Source organism: uncultured Lactobacillus sp. (genome assembly GCF_946477725.1).
Taxonomy (GTDB): domain Bacteria; phylum Bacillota; class Bacilli; order Lactobacillales; family Lactobacillaceae; genus Lactobacillus.
In genome coordinates this window covers 152,401-168,895 of the sequence record NZ_CAMKZC010000002.1, presented here as the reverse complement: position 1 = coordinate 168,895, position 16,495 = coordinate 152,401, and the positions used below count along the sequence as shown (strand labels likewise).

General features: G+C 36.8%; 13 protein-coding genes. 11 read left to right on the top strand and 2 right to left on the bottom strand.

Annotation, left to right across the window (positions count from 1 at the left end):
- Positions 1–63: 63 nt before the first annotated feature.
- The 9 genes from hrcA (at position 64) to Q0R51_RS02070 (ending at position 10,745) form a co-directional block, all read left to right on the top strand.
- Positions 64–1,113, top strand: a complete 1,050-nt coding sequence (hrcA, locus tag Q0R51_RS02110; protein WP_294756336.1) for a heat-inducible transcriptional repressor HrcA — start codon at positions 64–66, stop codon at positions 1,111–1,113.
- Between the two features lie 12 nt (positions 1,114–1,125).
- Positions 1,126–1,713, top strand: a complete 588-nt coding sequence (grpE, locus tag Q0R51_RS02105; protein WP_294756335.1) for a nucleotide exchange factor GrpE — start codon at positions 1,126–1,128, stop codon at positions 1,711–1,713.
- 18 nt (positions 1,714–1,731) lie between these two features.
- The gene (gene dnaK / locus Q0R51_RS02100) at positions 1,732–3,588 is read left to right on the top strand and encodes a molecular chaperone DnaK (protein WP_294756334.1); all 1,857 of its coding nucleotides are present in this window, start codon (positions 1,732–1,734) and stop codon (positions 3,586–3,588) included.
- A gap of 80 nt (positions 3,589–3,668) precedes the next feature.
- Positions 3,669–4,811 carry a molecular chaperone DnaJ gene (gene dnaJ, locus Q0R51_RS02095; protein ID WP_294756332.1) on the top strand — a complete coding sequence of 381 codons (1,143 nt, stop codon included), beginning with the start codon at positions 3,669–3,671 and terminating at the stop codon, positions 4,809–4,811.
- Between the two features lie 57 nt (positions 4,812–4,868).
- On the top strand, positions 4,869–5,033 hold the full coding sequence (locus Q0R51_RS02090; protein ID WP_294756331.1) for a hypothetical protein: 165 nt from the start codon (positions 4,869–4,871) through the stop codon (positions 5,031–5,033).
- A gap of 143 nt (positions 5,034–5,176) precedes the next feature.
- Positions 5,177–7,015 (top strand): translation elongation factor 4, encoded by a 1,839-nt coding sequence (gene lepA / locus Q0R51_RS02085; protein ID WP_294756330.1) that lies wholly within the window; start codon positions 5,177–5,179, stop codon positions 7,013–7,015.
- Between the two features lie 33 nt (positions 7,016–7,048).
- Positions 7,049–9,325, top strand: a complete 2,277-nt coding sequence (gene recJ, locus Q0R51_RS02080) for a single-stranded-DNA-specific exonuclease RecJ (RefSeq protein ID WP_294756403.1) — start codon at positions 7,049–7,051, stop codon at positions 9,323–9,325.
- Positions 9,326–9,425: 100 nt separating this feature from the next.
- Positions 9,426–9,953 carry an adenine phosphoribosyltransferase gene (locus tag Q0R51_RS02075; RefSeq protein WP_265666653.1) on the top strand — a complete coding sequence of 176 codons (528 nt, stop codon included), beginning with the start codon at positions 9,426–9,428 and terminating at the stop codon, positions 9,951–9,953.
- A 273-nt stretch (positions 9,954–10,226) separates the two neighbouring features.
- A complete protein-coding gene (locus Q0R51_RS02070; protein WP_294756328.1) occupies positions 10,227–10,745 on the top strand; it encodes a GNAT family N-acetyltransferase in 519 nt (172 codons plus the stop codon).
- Between the two features lie 102 nt (positions 10,746–10,847).
- On the opposite strand, the gene Q0R51_RS02065 is transcribed toward Q0R51_RS02070, so the two are convergent.
- Positions 10,848–13,121, bottom strand: coding sequence for an HAD-IC family P-type ATPase (locus Q0R51_RS02065; RefSeq protein WP_294756327.1), 2,274 nt, complete (start codon positions 13,119–13,121; stop codon positions 10,848–10,850).
- Between the two features lie 571 nt (positions 13,122–13,692).
- On the opposite strand from Q0R51_RS02065, the gene Q0R51_RS02060 reads away from it, so the two are divergent.
- Positions 13,693–14,028: a hypothetical protein gene (locus Q0R51_RS02060; protein ID WP_294756326.1), complete on the top strand. Its 336-nt coding sequence runs from the start codon at positions 13,693–13,695 to the stop codon at positions 14,026–14,028.
- Between the two features lie 71 nt (positions 14,029–14,099).
- Here the strand turns inward: Q0R51_RS02060 and eno are convergent, their stop codons facing one another.
- A complete protein-coding gene (gene eno / locus Q0R51_RS02055) occupies positions 14,100–15,386 on the bottom strand; it encodes a phosphopyruvate hydratase (protein WP_110446171.1) in 1,287 nt (428 codons plus the stop codon).
- Between the two features lie 244 nt (positions 15,387–15,630).
- Here eno and Q0R51_RS02050 point away from each other — a divergent pair, with 244 nt between their 5' ends.
- On the top strand, positions 15,631–16,461 hold the full coding sequence (locus Q0R51_RS02050; protein ID WP_294756324.1) for a DegV family protein: 831 nt from the start codon (positions 15,631–15,633) through the stop codon (positions 16,459–16,461).
- Positions 16,462–16,495: the final 34 nt, after the last annotated feature.

Genomic DNA, 16,495 nt, shown 5'->3' with positions numbered 1-16,495 from the left:
GCTAGTATCATATAAATTGTTAGCACCTAATCAGATTGAGTGCTAAAAGTGAGGGCGATATTTATGTTGACCGAACGTCAAGAATTAATTTTAAAAACAATTATCAATGATTTTACGCAGACACATGATCCTGTTGGGTCCAAGACTGTTATGAATCAACTGCCTATTAAGGTTTCAAGTGCTACTATTCGTAACGAAATGGCTGTTTTAGAAGATAAGGGTTTGATTGAAAAAACTCATTTGTCCAGTGGCCGCGTACCTTCAACTGAAGGCTACCGCTACTATCTTGACAACTTGGTTGAACCTTTACAAATTTCATCTTCTGTATATAAGCGAATCATTAGTCAGCTTGATCAACCGTTTCATCAGGTTAACGACATCGTTCAGGCAGCTGTAAAAATTTTATCGGATCTAACCAATTACACAGCATTTGCGGAAGGTCCTGAAAATAGTGAATTAACTATTACTGGTTTTCGGATCGTGCCATTGTTTAACAGACAGATTATGGCCGTCTTAGGAACTAGTGATGGTGACGTTCATGACCAGGTTTATACTTTACCTTATAATGTTAATGGTGATGAAATTGAACAGGCTGTGCGCATGATTAACGATCAGCTGGTGGGTCAAACTTTAGATCAGGTTACTCCAGACTATCTTAAAAGGACTTTGGGCAATAAACTTAAAGTTGCTCATGTCTCTGAACTGATTAATTTGGTCGAGGATGTTATTAACGATGCCGCTAGTGAACAAACCTATGTTGATGGTCAGATTAACCTGCTTAATAACATTTCTTTAGACGATGTTTCAAATTTAAGATCGCTCTATGAAATGATTGAGCATAATGATTTGATTTCCAGTATTTTAGACAATAGGCAAAATTTGAAAAGCGACAGGTATCCGGTTCGAGTTAGTTTAGGATCCGAATTATCAAATGATTTGTTAAAGGATTACAGTCTGCTTACGGCAGAGTATAGCGTTGGCTCTCATGGAAAGGGCATAATTGCTTTACTTGGCCCTGATAATATGCCGTATTCTCAGGTGATTGGATTACTCGAGTATTTCAGAAACGAGCTATCAAAAAAATTACTTGATTATTATGGTAGATTCAAATAAAGGAGGTTAGCCGTGAGTAAAGAAGAAGATAATAGTAAGAACTCAAAAAAAGAGTCAAAAAAAGCTGAACATAAAAAGTCACAGGCAGAAGTAGAAGATTCTAAGGCTAACGAAGAAAAGAAACCGGAGTCTTTGGAAAGTAAATTGCAGCATAATTTGACTCAATTGCAAAAAGAAAAAGACGATTTGGAAGATAAGTATTTGCGCAGTCAAGCTGAGATGCAAAATATGCAAAATCGCTATAATAAAGAAAGAGCGCAGCTTATCAAATATGAATCTCAATCTTTAGCTAAAGATGTTTTGCCGGCGATGGATAATTTAGAAAGAGCTTTAGCTACTAAAGTCGACGATGAAGCATCAAAACAGCTTAAAAAAGGTGTCCAGATGACACTTGATTCACTTGTTAAAGCGATGAAAGATCACGGTATCAGCGAAATTACAGCTGAAGGTGTCAAATTTGATCCCAATTTACACCAAGCTGTTCAAACCGTTGCAGCTGAAAATGATGATCAAAAAGATCATATTGTACGAGTTTTGCAAAAGGGATACTTGTACAAAGATCGTACTTTAAGACCAGCTATGGTTGTTGTAGCACAATAATTGAAAGGAAGCATATCAATGTCAAAAGTTATCGGAATTGACCTCGGAACTACTAACTCAGCAGTTGCTGTTTTGGAGGGTAAAGAGCCAAAAATTATTACTAACCCAGAAGGAAATCGTACTACTCCTTCAGTAGTTGCTTTTAAAGACGGAGAAATCCAAGTTGGTGAAGTTGCTAAGAGACAAGCAATTACCAATCCTAATACTATTTCTTCTATTAAACGTCACGTGGGTGAAACTGATTACAAGGTTAAAATTGGTGATAAAGCTTATACACCACAGGAAATTTCAGCAATGATCTTGCAGTACATCAAGAAATTCTCTGAAGATTATTTAGGCGAGAAAGTAACCGATGCTGTTATTACCGTACCTGCATACTTTAATGATGCTCAACGCCAAGCTACCAAAGATGCTGGTAAAATAGCTGGTTTAGATGTTAAGAGAATTATTAATGAACCTACTGCATCTTCACTTGCTTATGGTTTGGACAAGGACGCAGAAGATGAAAAAGTCTTAGTTTACGACCTTGGTGGTGGTACTTTCGATGTTTCCGTACTGCAGTTAGGTGATGGCGTCTTTCAAGTATTGTCAACTAATGGTGATACCCACCTTGGTGGTGATGATTTTGATAATAAGATTATTGATTGGCTGATTAAGAACTTTAAAGATGAAAATGGCGTTGACCTTTCAAAAGATAAGATGGCTTTGCAAAGATTAAAGGATGCTGCCGAAAAGGCGAAGAAAGATTTGTCTGGTGTGTCAGCAACCCATATTTCACTGCCGTTTATTTCTGCAGGAGAATCTGGCCCATTACACCTTGAAGCCGATTTAACACGGGCAAAATTCGACGAACTGACTGCTGATTTAGTTGAAAAGACTAAGATTCCATTTGATAATGCTTTAAAAGATGCTGATTTAACAGTTAATGACATTGACAAAGTCATTTTAAATGGTGGTTCTACCCGAATTCCTGCTGTACAGGATGCAGTTAAGAAGTGGGCCGGTAAAGAACCTGATCACTCAATTAACCCAGACGAAGCTGTTGCTTTAGGTGCTGCTATTCAAGGTGGTGTCATTTCAGGTGACGTTAAGGATGTTGTCTTACTTGATGTAACTCCATTATCACTTGGTATTGAAACAATGGGTGGTGTATTTACCAAACTTATTGAAAAGAATACAACTATTCCAACTTCAAAGAGCCAGATTTTCTCAACTGCTGCAGATAATCAACCGGCTGTTGACGTTCACGTTTTGCAAGGTGAACGCCCAATGGCTGCTGATGACAAGACTTTAGGACGGTTTGAATTAACTGATATTCCTGCAGCCCCTCGTGGTGTACCACAAATTCAAGTTACTTTTGATATTGACAAGAATGGTATCGTTAATGTTTCTGCTAAGGATATGGGAACTGGAAAAGAACAAAAGATTACTATCAAGAGTTCATCCGGCTTATCTGATGAAGAAATTAAGAAGATGCAAAAAGAAGCGGAAGAACATGCTGAAGAGGATAAGAAGAAGAAAGAAGAAGTTGACTTACGTAATGAAGTTGATCAATTAATCTTCTCCACTGAAAAGACCTTGAAAGATGTCAAAGGCAAAGTATCTGATGACGACACCAAGAAAGTACAAGATGCACTTGATGCTTTAAAGAAAGCTCAAAAAGACAACAATTTGGATGAAATGAAAGCTAAGAAAGATGAATTATCCAAGGTTGCACAAGACTTAGCAGTCAAATTGTACCAAGCTAATGGTGGAGCTCAAGGTGCACAAGGACAAGCTGGACCTCAAGCCGGACCACAAAATCCTGGTTCACAAGATGGTAATAATGGTTCAGCGGGTGAAGGTGAATTCCATAAGGTAGACCCAGATAAGTAAAGGGTTTATAATTGAATAAATTAGAAAAGAACTGCCAGGAAAAGTAGTTCTTTTCTTTTGTAAAGTTAAGGAGCTTATAGATGGCACAAGAAGATTATTATGAAGTGCTGGGAGTAGATCGCAATGCCAGTGATAAAGAAATTACCTCTGCTTATCGAAAACTTGCCAAGAAGTATCACCCCGATTTAAACCATGAGCCTGGTGCTGAGGAAAAATATAAAAAGGTTAACGAAGCCTATGAAGTATTACATGACAAGCAAAAAAGAGCCCAATATGATCAATTTGGTTCTGCCGGAGTCAATGGTCAAGGAGGTTTCGGTGGTGCTGGTCAAGGATACGGTGACTTTGGTGGCTTCGGTGATTTTGGCGATATATTTAATGATTTCTTCGGTGGTGCCACTGGTGAGAGTCAACATCATGTAAATCCCACAGCGCCAACTCGCGGTGAAGACTTAGATTATACGTTGTCTATTGATTTTATGGATGCAATTACGGGTAAGAAAACACAAGTTTCGTATACTCGGAGTGAAACCTGCCCAACTTGTGGGGGCAATGGTGCTGAAAAAGGCACACATCCTATAACTTGTGATAAATGTCATGGCTCAGGCTATATGACCATAACTCAAAAATCTCTGATAGGTGTGATTCGACAGCAAGCTGTTTGTGATAAGTGTCATGGAAAAGGTGTAATTATTGAACATCCTTGTCAGACTTGTCATGGTAATGGCGTAATTGACGGTAAGAATACCATTGAAGTCAATATTCCTGCCGGAATAGATAATGGTCAGCAATTGCGTTATGAAGGTCAAGGCGAAGCTGGTAAAAATGGTGGGCCTTACGGTGATTTGTACATCAGCTATCGGATTAAACCATCAAAGGAATTTGAGCGTAAAGGTACCACTATTTATACGACTGTTCCAATTTCATTTGCCCAGGCAACGTTAGGCGATGAGATTAATGTTAAAACAGTACATGGCGAAAAGAAGCTAAAGATTCCTGCAGGTACTCAACCAAATAAGGAATTTACCATACACGGTGAAGGTGTTCCGTATTTGCGTGGCAACGGTAACGGCGATCAGATTACCACCGTTCAAGTTCAAATTCCAAAATCAATTAATGAGAAGCAAAAACAGGCTCTAATTGATTTTGTCAAAGCAGGTGGTGGGTCAATAACACCGCAAGAAAAAGGTTTTTTTGAAAGACTAAAAGAAAAATTACAGTGATAATCAAGTTATCATGACTTAACTGATCAGATCTTTTTGATAAAAAGAAAAATTGCAATGTTAGAATATCCTAAGAGTTATAAATATTGGAATAAAAATGATACCGGGATAACTATATTGGCGGATGCACCTCAATGGGCAAAAAAAGAATTTCATCAGTATATGGAACTTTTTGCAAAAAATGGAAAACCTGATAAACACGGTTTAGTCAAGTATTATTAATATTTTTAGCAATTTGAACAAGAGCTGATTCCTAAAATATCAAGGAATTAGCTCTTTAATTTTGGCATGTTTCTTATTTAGTTTTATACAGTCTCTTGAATTTGCTATAATAATAAAGATAGAGTAAAGGGTGCAAAATATTTATGGATATAAAAAAATTACAAGATTATCAAAAACACATTCGCAATTTTTCCATTGTTGCTCATATTGATCATGGAAAATCAACGATTGCGGACCGCATTTTAGAGTTGACAGATACAGTATCTGAACGCCAATTGAAGAATCAGATGTTAGACGACATGCCGCTTGAGCGCCAACGCGGTATTACCATTAAGATGAACTCGGTCGAAATTAAGTACCATGCCAACGATGGTGAGGATTATATTTTTCACTTAATTGATACACCGGGACACGTAGATTTTTCATACGAAGTTTCACGTTCTTTGGCCGCGTGTGAAGGTGCACTCTTAGTAGTCGACGCTTCACAAGGTGTGCAAGCTCAGACTCTGGCAAATACATACTTGGCAATTGATGATGATCTCGAAATCTTGCCTGTAATAAACAAGATTGATTTACCATCTGCTAATCCGGAGCAGGCTAAAGAAGAAATTACTGAAATGTTGGGACTAGATGCATCTGATGCTGTTGAAGTTTCTGGTAAAACAGGTCAGGGTATTAAAGAACTACTTGAACGGATTGTAAAAGATATTCCAGCACCACAAGGTAATTTGCAAGACCCACTTAAAGCATTAATTTTCGATTCTAAATATGATGACTATCGCGGAGTAGTTCTCTCTGTCAGAATTGAAGAGGGCACTGTTAAGCCTGGCGATAAAATAAAAATCATGAATACGGGTAAAGAATACGAAGTAACTGAAGTGGGTGTTTCCAGTCCACATCCAGTTAAAAAAGATATTTTAATTGCGGGGGATGTTGGGTATTTAACTGCCAACATTAAATCTGTTCGTGAAACTCGTGTCGGTGATACTATCACTAAAGCGGAACACCCGACAGCAGAACCATTACCAGGCTATCGCCAAATACCACCAATGGTATATTCAGGTATGTATCCAGTTGACAACTCTAAATATGATGATCTTAAAGAAGCTTTGCAAAAATTGCAGCTAAATGATGCTGCTTTAGAATTTGAACCCGAAACTTCGACTGCTCTGGGCTTTGGCTTTCGTTGCGGTTTTTTAGGCTTGCTCCATATGGATGTAGTTCAAGAAAGACTGGAGCAGGAATTTGATTTGGACTTGATCATGACTGCCCCTTCTGTTGATTATCACGCAATTATGAATGATGGTTCCACAAAAGTAATTGATAATCCTTCAGATTTACCATCTGCTGGTGAATATAAAGAAGTGCAAGAACCTTTTGTCAAAGCAGAAGTAATGGTTCCTAATGATTTTGTCGGTCCAGTAATGGAACTCTGTCAGCGCAAACGTGGTGAATTTGTGACAATGGATTATTTAGACAAGTATCGTGTTAATGTTATCTATAATATGCCATTGGCTGAAATTATTTATGACTTTTTCGACGATTTGAAGTCTTCTACTAAAGGTTATGCTTCTCTTGATTACGAAATTACTGGTTACCGTGCAACTGATTTGGTTAAAATTGACATTCTGTTGAATAAACAAGTTGTTGATGCTCTTAGTTTCATTGCTCATCGTGATGAAGCGCAAAATAGAGCAAGACAAATGACCTCGATGCTTAAGAAATTAATTCCGCGGCAAAACTTTGAGGTTGATATTCAGGGAGCAATTGGTGCTAAAATAATTTCGCGTGCCACTGTTAAGCCATACCGCAAGGATGTAACTTGGAAGATTCATACGGGAGACCCTGATAGAAGAGCTAAATTACTAGAAAAGCAAAAGAGGGGTAAAAAGCGGATGAAAGCAGTAGGTCATGTTGAAATTCCTCAAGATGCTTTTATGGCAGTTTTAAAAATGAATGATGATGACTTAAATTCTAAATAGTAGAAAAAATAAAAAGGCTGAATTAAATTAATGATTGAATGGCGCGAGCGTAAGGGTGAAGAATTAGCTCCAGAATTGATTGAAAAGTATCAGCTTAGTCCGATTACGGCTAAGCTGCTTTCTTTGCGCGGAATAAATACTGATGCAAAACTTGCATTTTGGTTTAATGCAACTGAAGATGATTTAGCAGATCCTTATTTAATGCATGATATGCAAAAAGCTGTTACAAGGATTAATCAGGCAATTGATGCAGGTGAAAAAATTACTATTTATGGTGATTATGATGCCGATGGCATTACTGCTACCTGTATCATGATGGAAACGCTGGGAATTTTAGGAGCTGATGTCCATTTCTTCATTCCTGATCGTTTTAAAGATGGCTACGGACCAAATCTTGCCGCTTACAAGAAAATTACAGCAGATGGTACAAAACTAATTATTACTGTTGATAATGGTGTTACGGGCGTTGAAGAAGTAGACTATGCTAAAAGTATGGGCGTTGATACAATAATTACTGATCACCATAACTTTCAAGATAAAGTGCCTGAAAGTTATGCTATAGTTCATTGTAATTACCCCGGGCAAAAATATCCGTTTGATGATTACTGTGGCGCTGGAGTAGCCTATACAATTAGCCGGGCCTTGATGCAGGATTCAATGCCAGAATTACTGGAGCTGGCAATGATTGGGACAATTGGCGATATGGTTAAAGTCTCAGGAGAAGGTCACATTATCGTCAAGCGGGGCCTCAAAATGCTCAACGAAACTGAGCGACCAGGTTTGAGAGCCCTAATAAAAAAAGCCGGTTTGCAAATGGGACACATAGACGAAAATGATGTCGGCTTTAATATTGCGCCAAGACTTAATGCAGTTGGCAGACTGGATAATGCCAGTTTAGCTGTGGACCTTCTCTTGTGTGAAACTGATGATGAAGCAGAAAAAATTGCAGATAAAATTGAAGAATTAAACGCTAAACGCAAAAATTTAACTAGTAAAGTTTACAATTCCTGTCTTAGTCAAATTAAAACTAGCGGTTGGGAAAGAAATAAAACATTAGTTTTATATGATCCTAAGTTTCATGAAGGAATTTTAGGATTAGTCGCCAATAAACTGGTAGAAAAAACTCACAAACCAACTATAGTACTGACTAAAAATGACCAGGGAATCATAAAAGGTTCTGGGAGGTCTGTTGACGGCTTTAATCTTTTTAATGCCTTAGAACCTTTAAAGAATGAGCTTTTTCTCAAATTTGGCGGTCATGACTTTGCCTGTGGTCTGTCAATGACAGAAGACAAGATTTCTTCATTGCGCGCCACTTTCGAGAAAAGTTTTAAAGGAATTTATAATCAAAATATTCGCTATTATGATTGTGAATTACCATTTTCTAATCTTGACTTGAAAATAATTACTGACATTAAAAAGGCGGGGCCTTTTGGCAGCGATAATGTGGCTCCTGTTTTCAGCATATTGCATCCAGCAATAAATAGTTGCTTTTACATGGGAAAAGAAAAGAATCATATTAAGTTAAATATTGGAAAAAATAATAAAAATATTGATGTTGTCGGCTTCAACAAAAAATATTTGACCAAGATCCTCTTACCATATGTAGATCAAATATTTATTCAGCTGCAGGAAAATTGTTACCGTAATCAGGTAAAACTGCAAGGAATAATAAAAGGCATTATTTTTGCTGCGCCAAAATTAGTAGTTCCTGCACCTGTTATTGATTTGCGGGATGAAAAATACATAATGGGATTTGCCGATAGGTATTTGATTTTTGATAAAAGAAATAAAAATACTGCCTCTAGCCTATATGATATTGATCCGGCTAAAATTACATTGGTAAATGATTATAACAATGAGGGTGAAGTAGCTGCTTTTCTTGATGCTCCCCGTAATCAGCAGGAACTTAATTTGGCTTTAACTTATAATTATGAACAACTTTATTTGCGCTTTATTATGGATCAATTGCCTGTTAAGCGGCTCCCGCCAAAAGTTGATTTTGTGAGACTGCTAAAATACGTGTATTCTCACCCTGGTTTGGCTGTAGCAGATTATCGCACGGTAGGTTTATTTTTACAAATCGCTTATGATAATATTCTTTTCATTTTGCGGGTATTTTTTGAACTAAAATTTATCAAATTAGAAGATGACAGAATATTTGGTGTCGCGAATCCCATAGAAAGAAAATTAACAGATTCTAATTATTTTAGGGCAACTAATTCCCAAATTAAATTTATAACTGATTTAAGACAGATGCCAAGTCAAAAATTATTAATGTACGTGAATGAGCAATTAAAGCAACATTAATTTTTCACGTATTTAATGCTTTTAAGTTCAAAATCTGTTAGAATATTAAGGTCGAGTAAGCTTTAGCAAGAAAGTTAAGTTTTGGAGGTTTTTTCTTCTTATGGCAAACGATTTTGAGAAACATATTGCAAGTGTTAAGGATTTCCCTAATAAGGGTATTATCTTTCGTGACATTACCCCTGTTCTACAGGATGGCAAGTTGTTTCAAGCAGCTACTCATAAGCTAGCTGAATACGTTAAAAGTAAAAATGCTGATTTAATTGTTGGTCCGGAGGCCCGTGGCTTTATTGTTGGCTGCCCTGTAGCTACAGAATTGGGTATTGGTTTTGTTCCAGCTAGAAAGCCGCACAAGTTACCGCGGGAAGTCGAAAGGGCTTCATATGATCTGGAATACGGTTCAAACAGCTTGGAAATTCATAAAGATGCCATTAAACCTGGTCAGCGTGTAGTAATCTGTGATGATTTACTTGCTACTGCAGGAACTTTAAGGGCATGTAAAGAGTTGGTTGAAAATCTTGGTGGAGAATTAGTGGGTTCAGCTTTTTATATTGAATTACCAGATTTGAAGGGAAAAGAAAAATTACCAGGACTTGACGTATTTTCACTCGTTAAATATCATGGTGCTTAAAATCACCAAAAGTTAGAAATTTAGGGTAAATCCGTGATTTGTAATTAAATACTGCTTTTATCTTAAGTGTTCTTAATAGTTAGACAATAGAGTCAACTATTAAGGGCACTTTTTTCATGACTAAAATAAATTATTGCGCAAAACTTGGATTTTACTGAAAGCGATTTCCGAAATATAAAAACTTTTATGCTCTTTTTGAGTGCAAATTTTTTACAAGACAAAGTCAAGTATATATAATGATACAGTATTTTTAAAAAAGGAGAATAGAATAATTTGCAATTAAGAAGAGCAACAATGGCCGATTTTGACCGAATTATCGCTATTTTAAAAGACGGAGCCAATCAGCTGGCTGAACGTGGTGTTGATCAGTGGCAAGGAGATTATCCGTCAAAAGCACAAATTAAAGAAGATATTGAAAACGGCTGGGCCTTTTTAGCTGTTTCTGAAGACCAGGAAACAGTTGGTGCTATTGCCATAGTGGACGGACCAGACCATGTTTATGATCATTTGGATGGCAAATGGTTGACTGATACTAATAAATATGTGGTTATTCACCGCGTGGCAATTCATTCTCAGCATTCTGGTAAGGGCTATGCTACCAAGCTGTTACAGGCTGTTATCAATGATATCAAAAACAACAGGGACGATATTGACTCAATCAGAATTGATACTCACGAAGACAATAAAGCCATGCAACATTTGATTGCAAAGATGGGTTTTTCTAAAGTAGGTTATTTGCATGGCGCTTACCGACCAAATGAAACCTCATATGTTTATGAACTACTTAAATAAAAGAAAAAATTGTTATCAAATATCACAATAACAATCTATTCAAAACTAAAAACCTGATAATGGAGTTTTTCCATCACCAGGTTTTTCTTTGCTTTTATTTAATTAGCGATTCTTCATAATTGGTTGGTAAAAGATATCAATCAGTATGGCAGCCACTAGGGCAACAGCGAAAGTGAGTAGCAAATTAGTCCAGCTAATTTTCGTCATAGCAATTCCCAGTAAAGCTAATATTACGGTTAAGAGTACATCACCTAATTGAGTTAAGCCAACAGCTTTAGAAGGATAATCCTGCCAGAAAAACTTTTTAGTTCTGGTGATTAGGACAATGAACATTGCACTTAAAACTAAATAAACATAAACCATTGTTGATATTGTGCCGTGACTCCAGCCATGAGTATTGAGATAAGCAATACCTGCTATTCCAATTACAGTCCAGCCGAAAGCCAATGAAAAAGCAATTTTAGCCAATTTAGCCATGTTCCAATTTTCAGGTTTATAGGTGATATGAGTTCTGTCAGTACCGATCATCATCGTAACCATATTATTCATGATTGTATAAATAACCATGGCGTTTAGTGCCATCGGAATATAATTGAAGAATAAATAACCAAAGGTCAAGAGCATGGTTAGTTGTGCAGTTCTGGCTAGTTTGGTTAAGGACCAAGTCGTCATTCTTTGATAAACTCTGTGTCCAGCATCAAGTATTTTTACTATCGAAGATAAGCCATCATTTAAAAGAACCATTTTGCCAGATCTTTTTGCGACATCTGCCGCATTCGAAACGGCAATTCCAACCTCTGCTTGTTTTAAGGCTGGCGAGTCATTCACACCGTCACCCGTCATCCCCACAATATAGCCTTGTTTTTGAAAGAATTTAACCATGCGCAATTTATCTTCTGGTAAAACATCTGCAATTCCAGCCAGTTTACTGGTATCAGTTTGATCAGTAAAATCATGAATAGAAATTACTTCACCTTGCAGATCAACCTGTTTAGCAACTGCAACAGCAGTTTTTTGGTTATCGCCAGTTAACATAATCGGCTTCACGCCACGTTTTTTGAGTTCACCTAAGGCTTCTTTAGAATCAGATCTCACCATATCTTGCAAGATGAAAACACCGGCTAATTTATCATCAATTAATAAAGCGACTGAACGACCGGCACTAAAATCAACTTCCTTAGCTTTTTCGTTCGCATTTCTATCAATTAATGATAGTTGCTTAAAAGAGCCAAGTTTAATATTATGACCGTTACAATTTGCCATAGAATAGCCAGTACTAGATGTAAAAGGAGTAAAGTCCGAACCTGATTTGACAGTTAGGCCCTGCTTTTTTATGTATTCAGCAATCGCAGTGTCTATTAGCTTTTTATTTCTTTGATCTGTAGCTGCTGAAGCTAATTCAAGGGCTTCTTTATCACTAAATGAGCTGAAATTTGTCCATTGACCAACTGCTGTTTTATTTTCGGTAATAGTGCCAGTTTTATCAAGTAAAATTAGATTAAGGTTTGCGGCATCTTGAATTCCGGTTAAATCTGAAGTTAACACTCCTTCTTTGCTAAGACGAGTAGCTTCAAATGAATTGGAAAGTGCAAACGTTGAGGGCATGGCAACTGGAATGGAAGCTATAAACATCATTGCCAAAAATGGCAACATATTTATGAGATTATTAATGTCTCCTCCTTTGAAGAAAGAAGCAATGATAATTATTAAAGTTAAAATACCGTCAAGAATACACAAATAGTAAATGATTTTAGTAAGTAATTGTTGCAAGTGACCCGGGGCAGCGGAATTATTAATTAAATTAATTGTTTTACCAGACCGTGAATTAGCTCCGGTAGCCGTAACAACTGCAAGGCCGTTGCCTTCCGTAACGGTAGTACCGGCGTAGGCTGTATCTTGGGGATTTTTCCGAACTGTTCTGGCTTCACCAGTAATTGAGCTCTCATCGGTAGAAACTTGACCATCAATTAGTTTTACATCAGCCGCCAAAACATCTCCACCTTGCATACTGATTAAATCTCCTGGGACTAAATATTTAGAGTCAATATTTTGCCATTGACCATCCCTTTGAACAGAAATAGTAGGAGTCAATTTGTGCGAGATATTATTTAAAACGCGTCTTGACTGCTTTTTCTTGGAAGCCCCGTTCCAAGCAGCGAAAAGAAGCATTAAAAGAACGAATAGAGATTGTATCCATTTGCCCAAAACACATTCCAAAAGTAGGGCAGCTTCGAGAATCCAGGCTGATAAATTCCACAACTTGGATAAAAACTCTTTAAAAAAATTGAACTGGGGTTCCGGTACCTCATTTAAGCCATTTTTTTGCAAAAGTTTATCTGCTTGGGCCTGAGTTAAACCAGTGATTTTTTCTGACATAATTTTACTTCCTTAGTTTTAATACTTTAATTAAAGTAGCATAAAAAGACCGCTTTTGCTATAAATTTATACCCAATTTTGTTTTAAAAAATCCCAAAATAGTGTACACTAGGTATAGTAGTGTATTAGTACACTTCTCTTAAACAATTATAATTATTCCCAAGTCTGTCGGATGTATGCAGTTATACCTAATTTAATCAGGTGAGTCCCATGTCCTTTAAAAAGATACTTTTAGTTTCATTGCTAACAATTACAGCTTTCTTTTGTTTTCCTTTTTTATTCATAATGAAATTTTGGATTACTTTAACCCTGCGCTTCCGGAAACCAAAAGTTATGCTCAAGGACCGCAAAATGTTCAACAATATTATAACGTGCGAGCATACGATTCAAACTGGAAGTTAAGCATCCCTATAAAATAACCAGGTTAGGAAGATATAATAATTGATTATAGAGGCCAGTATGTTAAGGAAATTCAATATGTTTCTAAAAAAATTTTCAAAAGTTGTAAATAAATAGAAGTTCTAAAAATCGAACCAAAAGTATAGGTTTAGGCAAGCAGAAAGGAAATACCATGTTTGAAAAAATGTTAGTACCAATATATGTTTGTTTTTTAATTATCACTAACCAAATTCCTTTAAACCATAATTCATGGACTGATAGAGCAGATCCCACAATTGACGAAGCTATAAGTTATGCGAAAGTTCCGGGTAATACTCAAGAGTATCTAAATGTTCAAGCAATAAATCCAGAAACTGGTAAAAAATTGCCATATAAAATCAAGAGAGTGGGCGGCTATGAACCAGGTAGGCAATATATAAGAATTGACCACAAAGGGCAGTATGTTAGAAAGATTGACTATATTTCTAAAACCACTTACCTAAAAGCAATTAAACAAGATAATGAGTAATCACTTTGTTATCAGCTAAAAAAGGCACAGAAAAAGTCTGCAATCATTGCAGACTTTTTTAAATTGATAAATTAATCTTTATCAACGCTGTCTGGGAAAGTAGCTAAACGCTCGCCTTCGCCAAGTTCTTCTTCGATTTCAAGTAAACGGTTGTACTTTTCAACACGCTCTGAACGAGCTGGAGCACCAGTCTTCAATTGACCACCGTTAACGGCAACGGCAAAGTCAGCGATAAATGTGTCACCAGTTTCACCTGAACGGTGAGAAATCATGGTGTTGTAACCATTCTTACGTGAGAGACGAATAGTTTCCAAAGTTTCAGTAACAGTACCAATTTGGTTTAACTTAATCAATGAAGCGTTACCTGCACCTTCCTTAATAGCTTTAGTCAAAAGCTTAGGGTTGGTACAAATGAAGTCATCCAAAACAATTTGAATTCTGTCTTTGTGGCTTTGAGTAAATTTAATCATGCCGTCAACATCATTTTCATCGTATGGGTCTTCAATTGAGATTAACTCTGGGAATTCGTCAAGTAACTTGTCGTAGTATTGAGCTAATTCTTCATCGTTAAATACTTTACCTTCGAAGTGGTACTTGCCGTCTTCTTTGTTGTAGAAGTAAGAAGCAGCACAGTCACAAGCTATGGCAATGTCTTCACCAGGCTTGTAACCAGCCTTAACGATAGCGTCGTGTAAAGCTTGTAAAGCTTCTTCAGAGTTCTTCATGTTAGGAGCAAAACCACCTTCATCACCAAGGCCAGTTTCGTAACCCATATCTTCAAGAACTTTCTTCAAAGTATGGTAAGTGTTAACGATCTTTTCAAAACCATCACGGAAAGAAGTCTTCTTAACTGGAGTGATCATGAATTCTTGAACGTCAATACCGTTGTCAGCATGCTCACCACCGTTAATAACGTTGTGGAAAGTTTGAGGCATTTCAAGATCAGTGCCGCCGAGGTATCTGTACAAAGGTTGGTGGCTGTCTTTTGCGGCAGCAGCTGCAGTAGCCATAGATACACCTAAAATGGCGTTAGCACCAAGCTTAGCTTTGTTAGGGGTACCATCTAATTCAATCATTACGCGGTCAATGTTTGCCTGATCGTGTGGATCCAAACCCTTTAAAGCATCAGCAATTTTAGTATTTACGTTTTCAACGGCTTTGGAAACACCTTTACCGCCTACACGGCTGCCACCATCACGTAATTCAACTGCTTCATTTTCACCAGTTGAAGCACCTGATGGAACCTCAGCTTTACCAACGACACCATTTGATAAGGTCACAAAAGCCTCAACAGTTGGGTTACCACGTGAATCATAGATTTCCAGTGCATGAACATTTTCAATGACTGATTTTAACATCTAAAAACCTCCTAAATAATAAATGCTGTACTATTTTGTGTAAGTACATACATTAGTGGAGCATAAGCTCCATATCTACATCACAAATTTTAGCCTAAGTTTGTGATTATGTAAACATTTGTAAACGATTTCTAATGTTAAAAAATATTAAAAATATTTTTGTCGCTTTTTTTGCAGGTTTGATTTATGATTTAGCTATATATTTTTTAAAAAGGATAGTTTATTTCTATAAGGATAATAAAAAATGGATAAAGTAAAGTTAATAATCGACTCTGGTTCAAACGATAGAATGAATGATGATTTAACTGTCGTACCTCTAACAATGACCATTGCTGGACAAGATTTTGTTGATGACGAAAATCTTGATATAGATAGTTTTATTGCTAGTATGGAGAAAAACACTGAAGAAGGCAAAACATCTTGCCCTAGTATCAATCAATGGCTAAATGCTTTAAGGGGATCAGACTTAGCAATCATTATGACGATTACCAGCGGTTTAAGCGGAAGCTTCTCCTCTGCATTTCAGGCAAAACAAATTTATGAAAAAGATCATCCAGGAAGTCACGTACTTGTAGTTGATTCCAGAACGGCCGGACCGGAAATTTCAGTTATTTTACGGGAAATTAAACGATTAGTTAATAGTAAGACTCGTTTTGTAGATTTAGAGCAAAAAATTTCAGATTACAAGACACATACACATTTACTTGTTGTATTAAAGTCACTCCATAACTTAGCCCTAAATGGGCGGATAAACATGGCTGTTGCCAAAGTAGCAAAAGTTTTAAATATTGATGTGGTTGGCACCGCCAGTGATGAGGGTAAATTAGAGCCATTATCAAAAGTTAGAGGGATAAAGCGTGCTTTTAAAGAAATTCTTAAATTAATGGCCGAAATGAAATACAAAGGTGGGCGATTGATTATAGATCATTGTAAAAATGAAAAAGATGCCCAAACGTTAAAAGAAAAAATTTTAGCAAGTTACCCTCAAGCAGAAATAGTAATTCGTTCAATGAGAGGGCTTTGTACCTTTTATGCCGAAGAGGGAAGTTTAATGATAGGCTTTGATGATTTGTGATTTTTCAATAGAAAATGGTTCGCTTCTCTTTTGT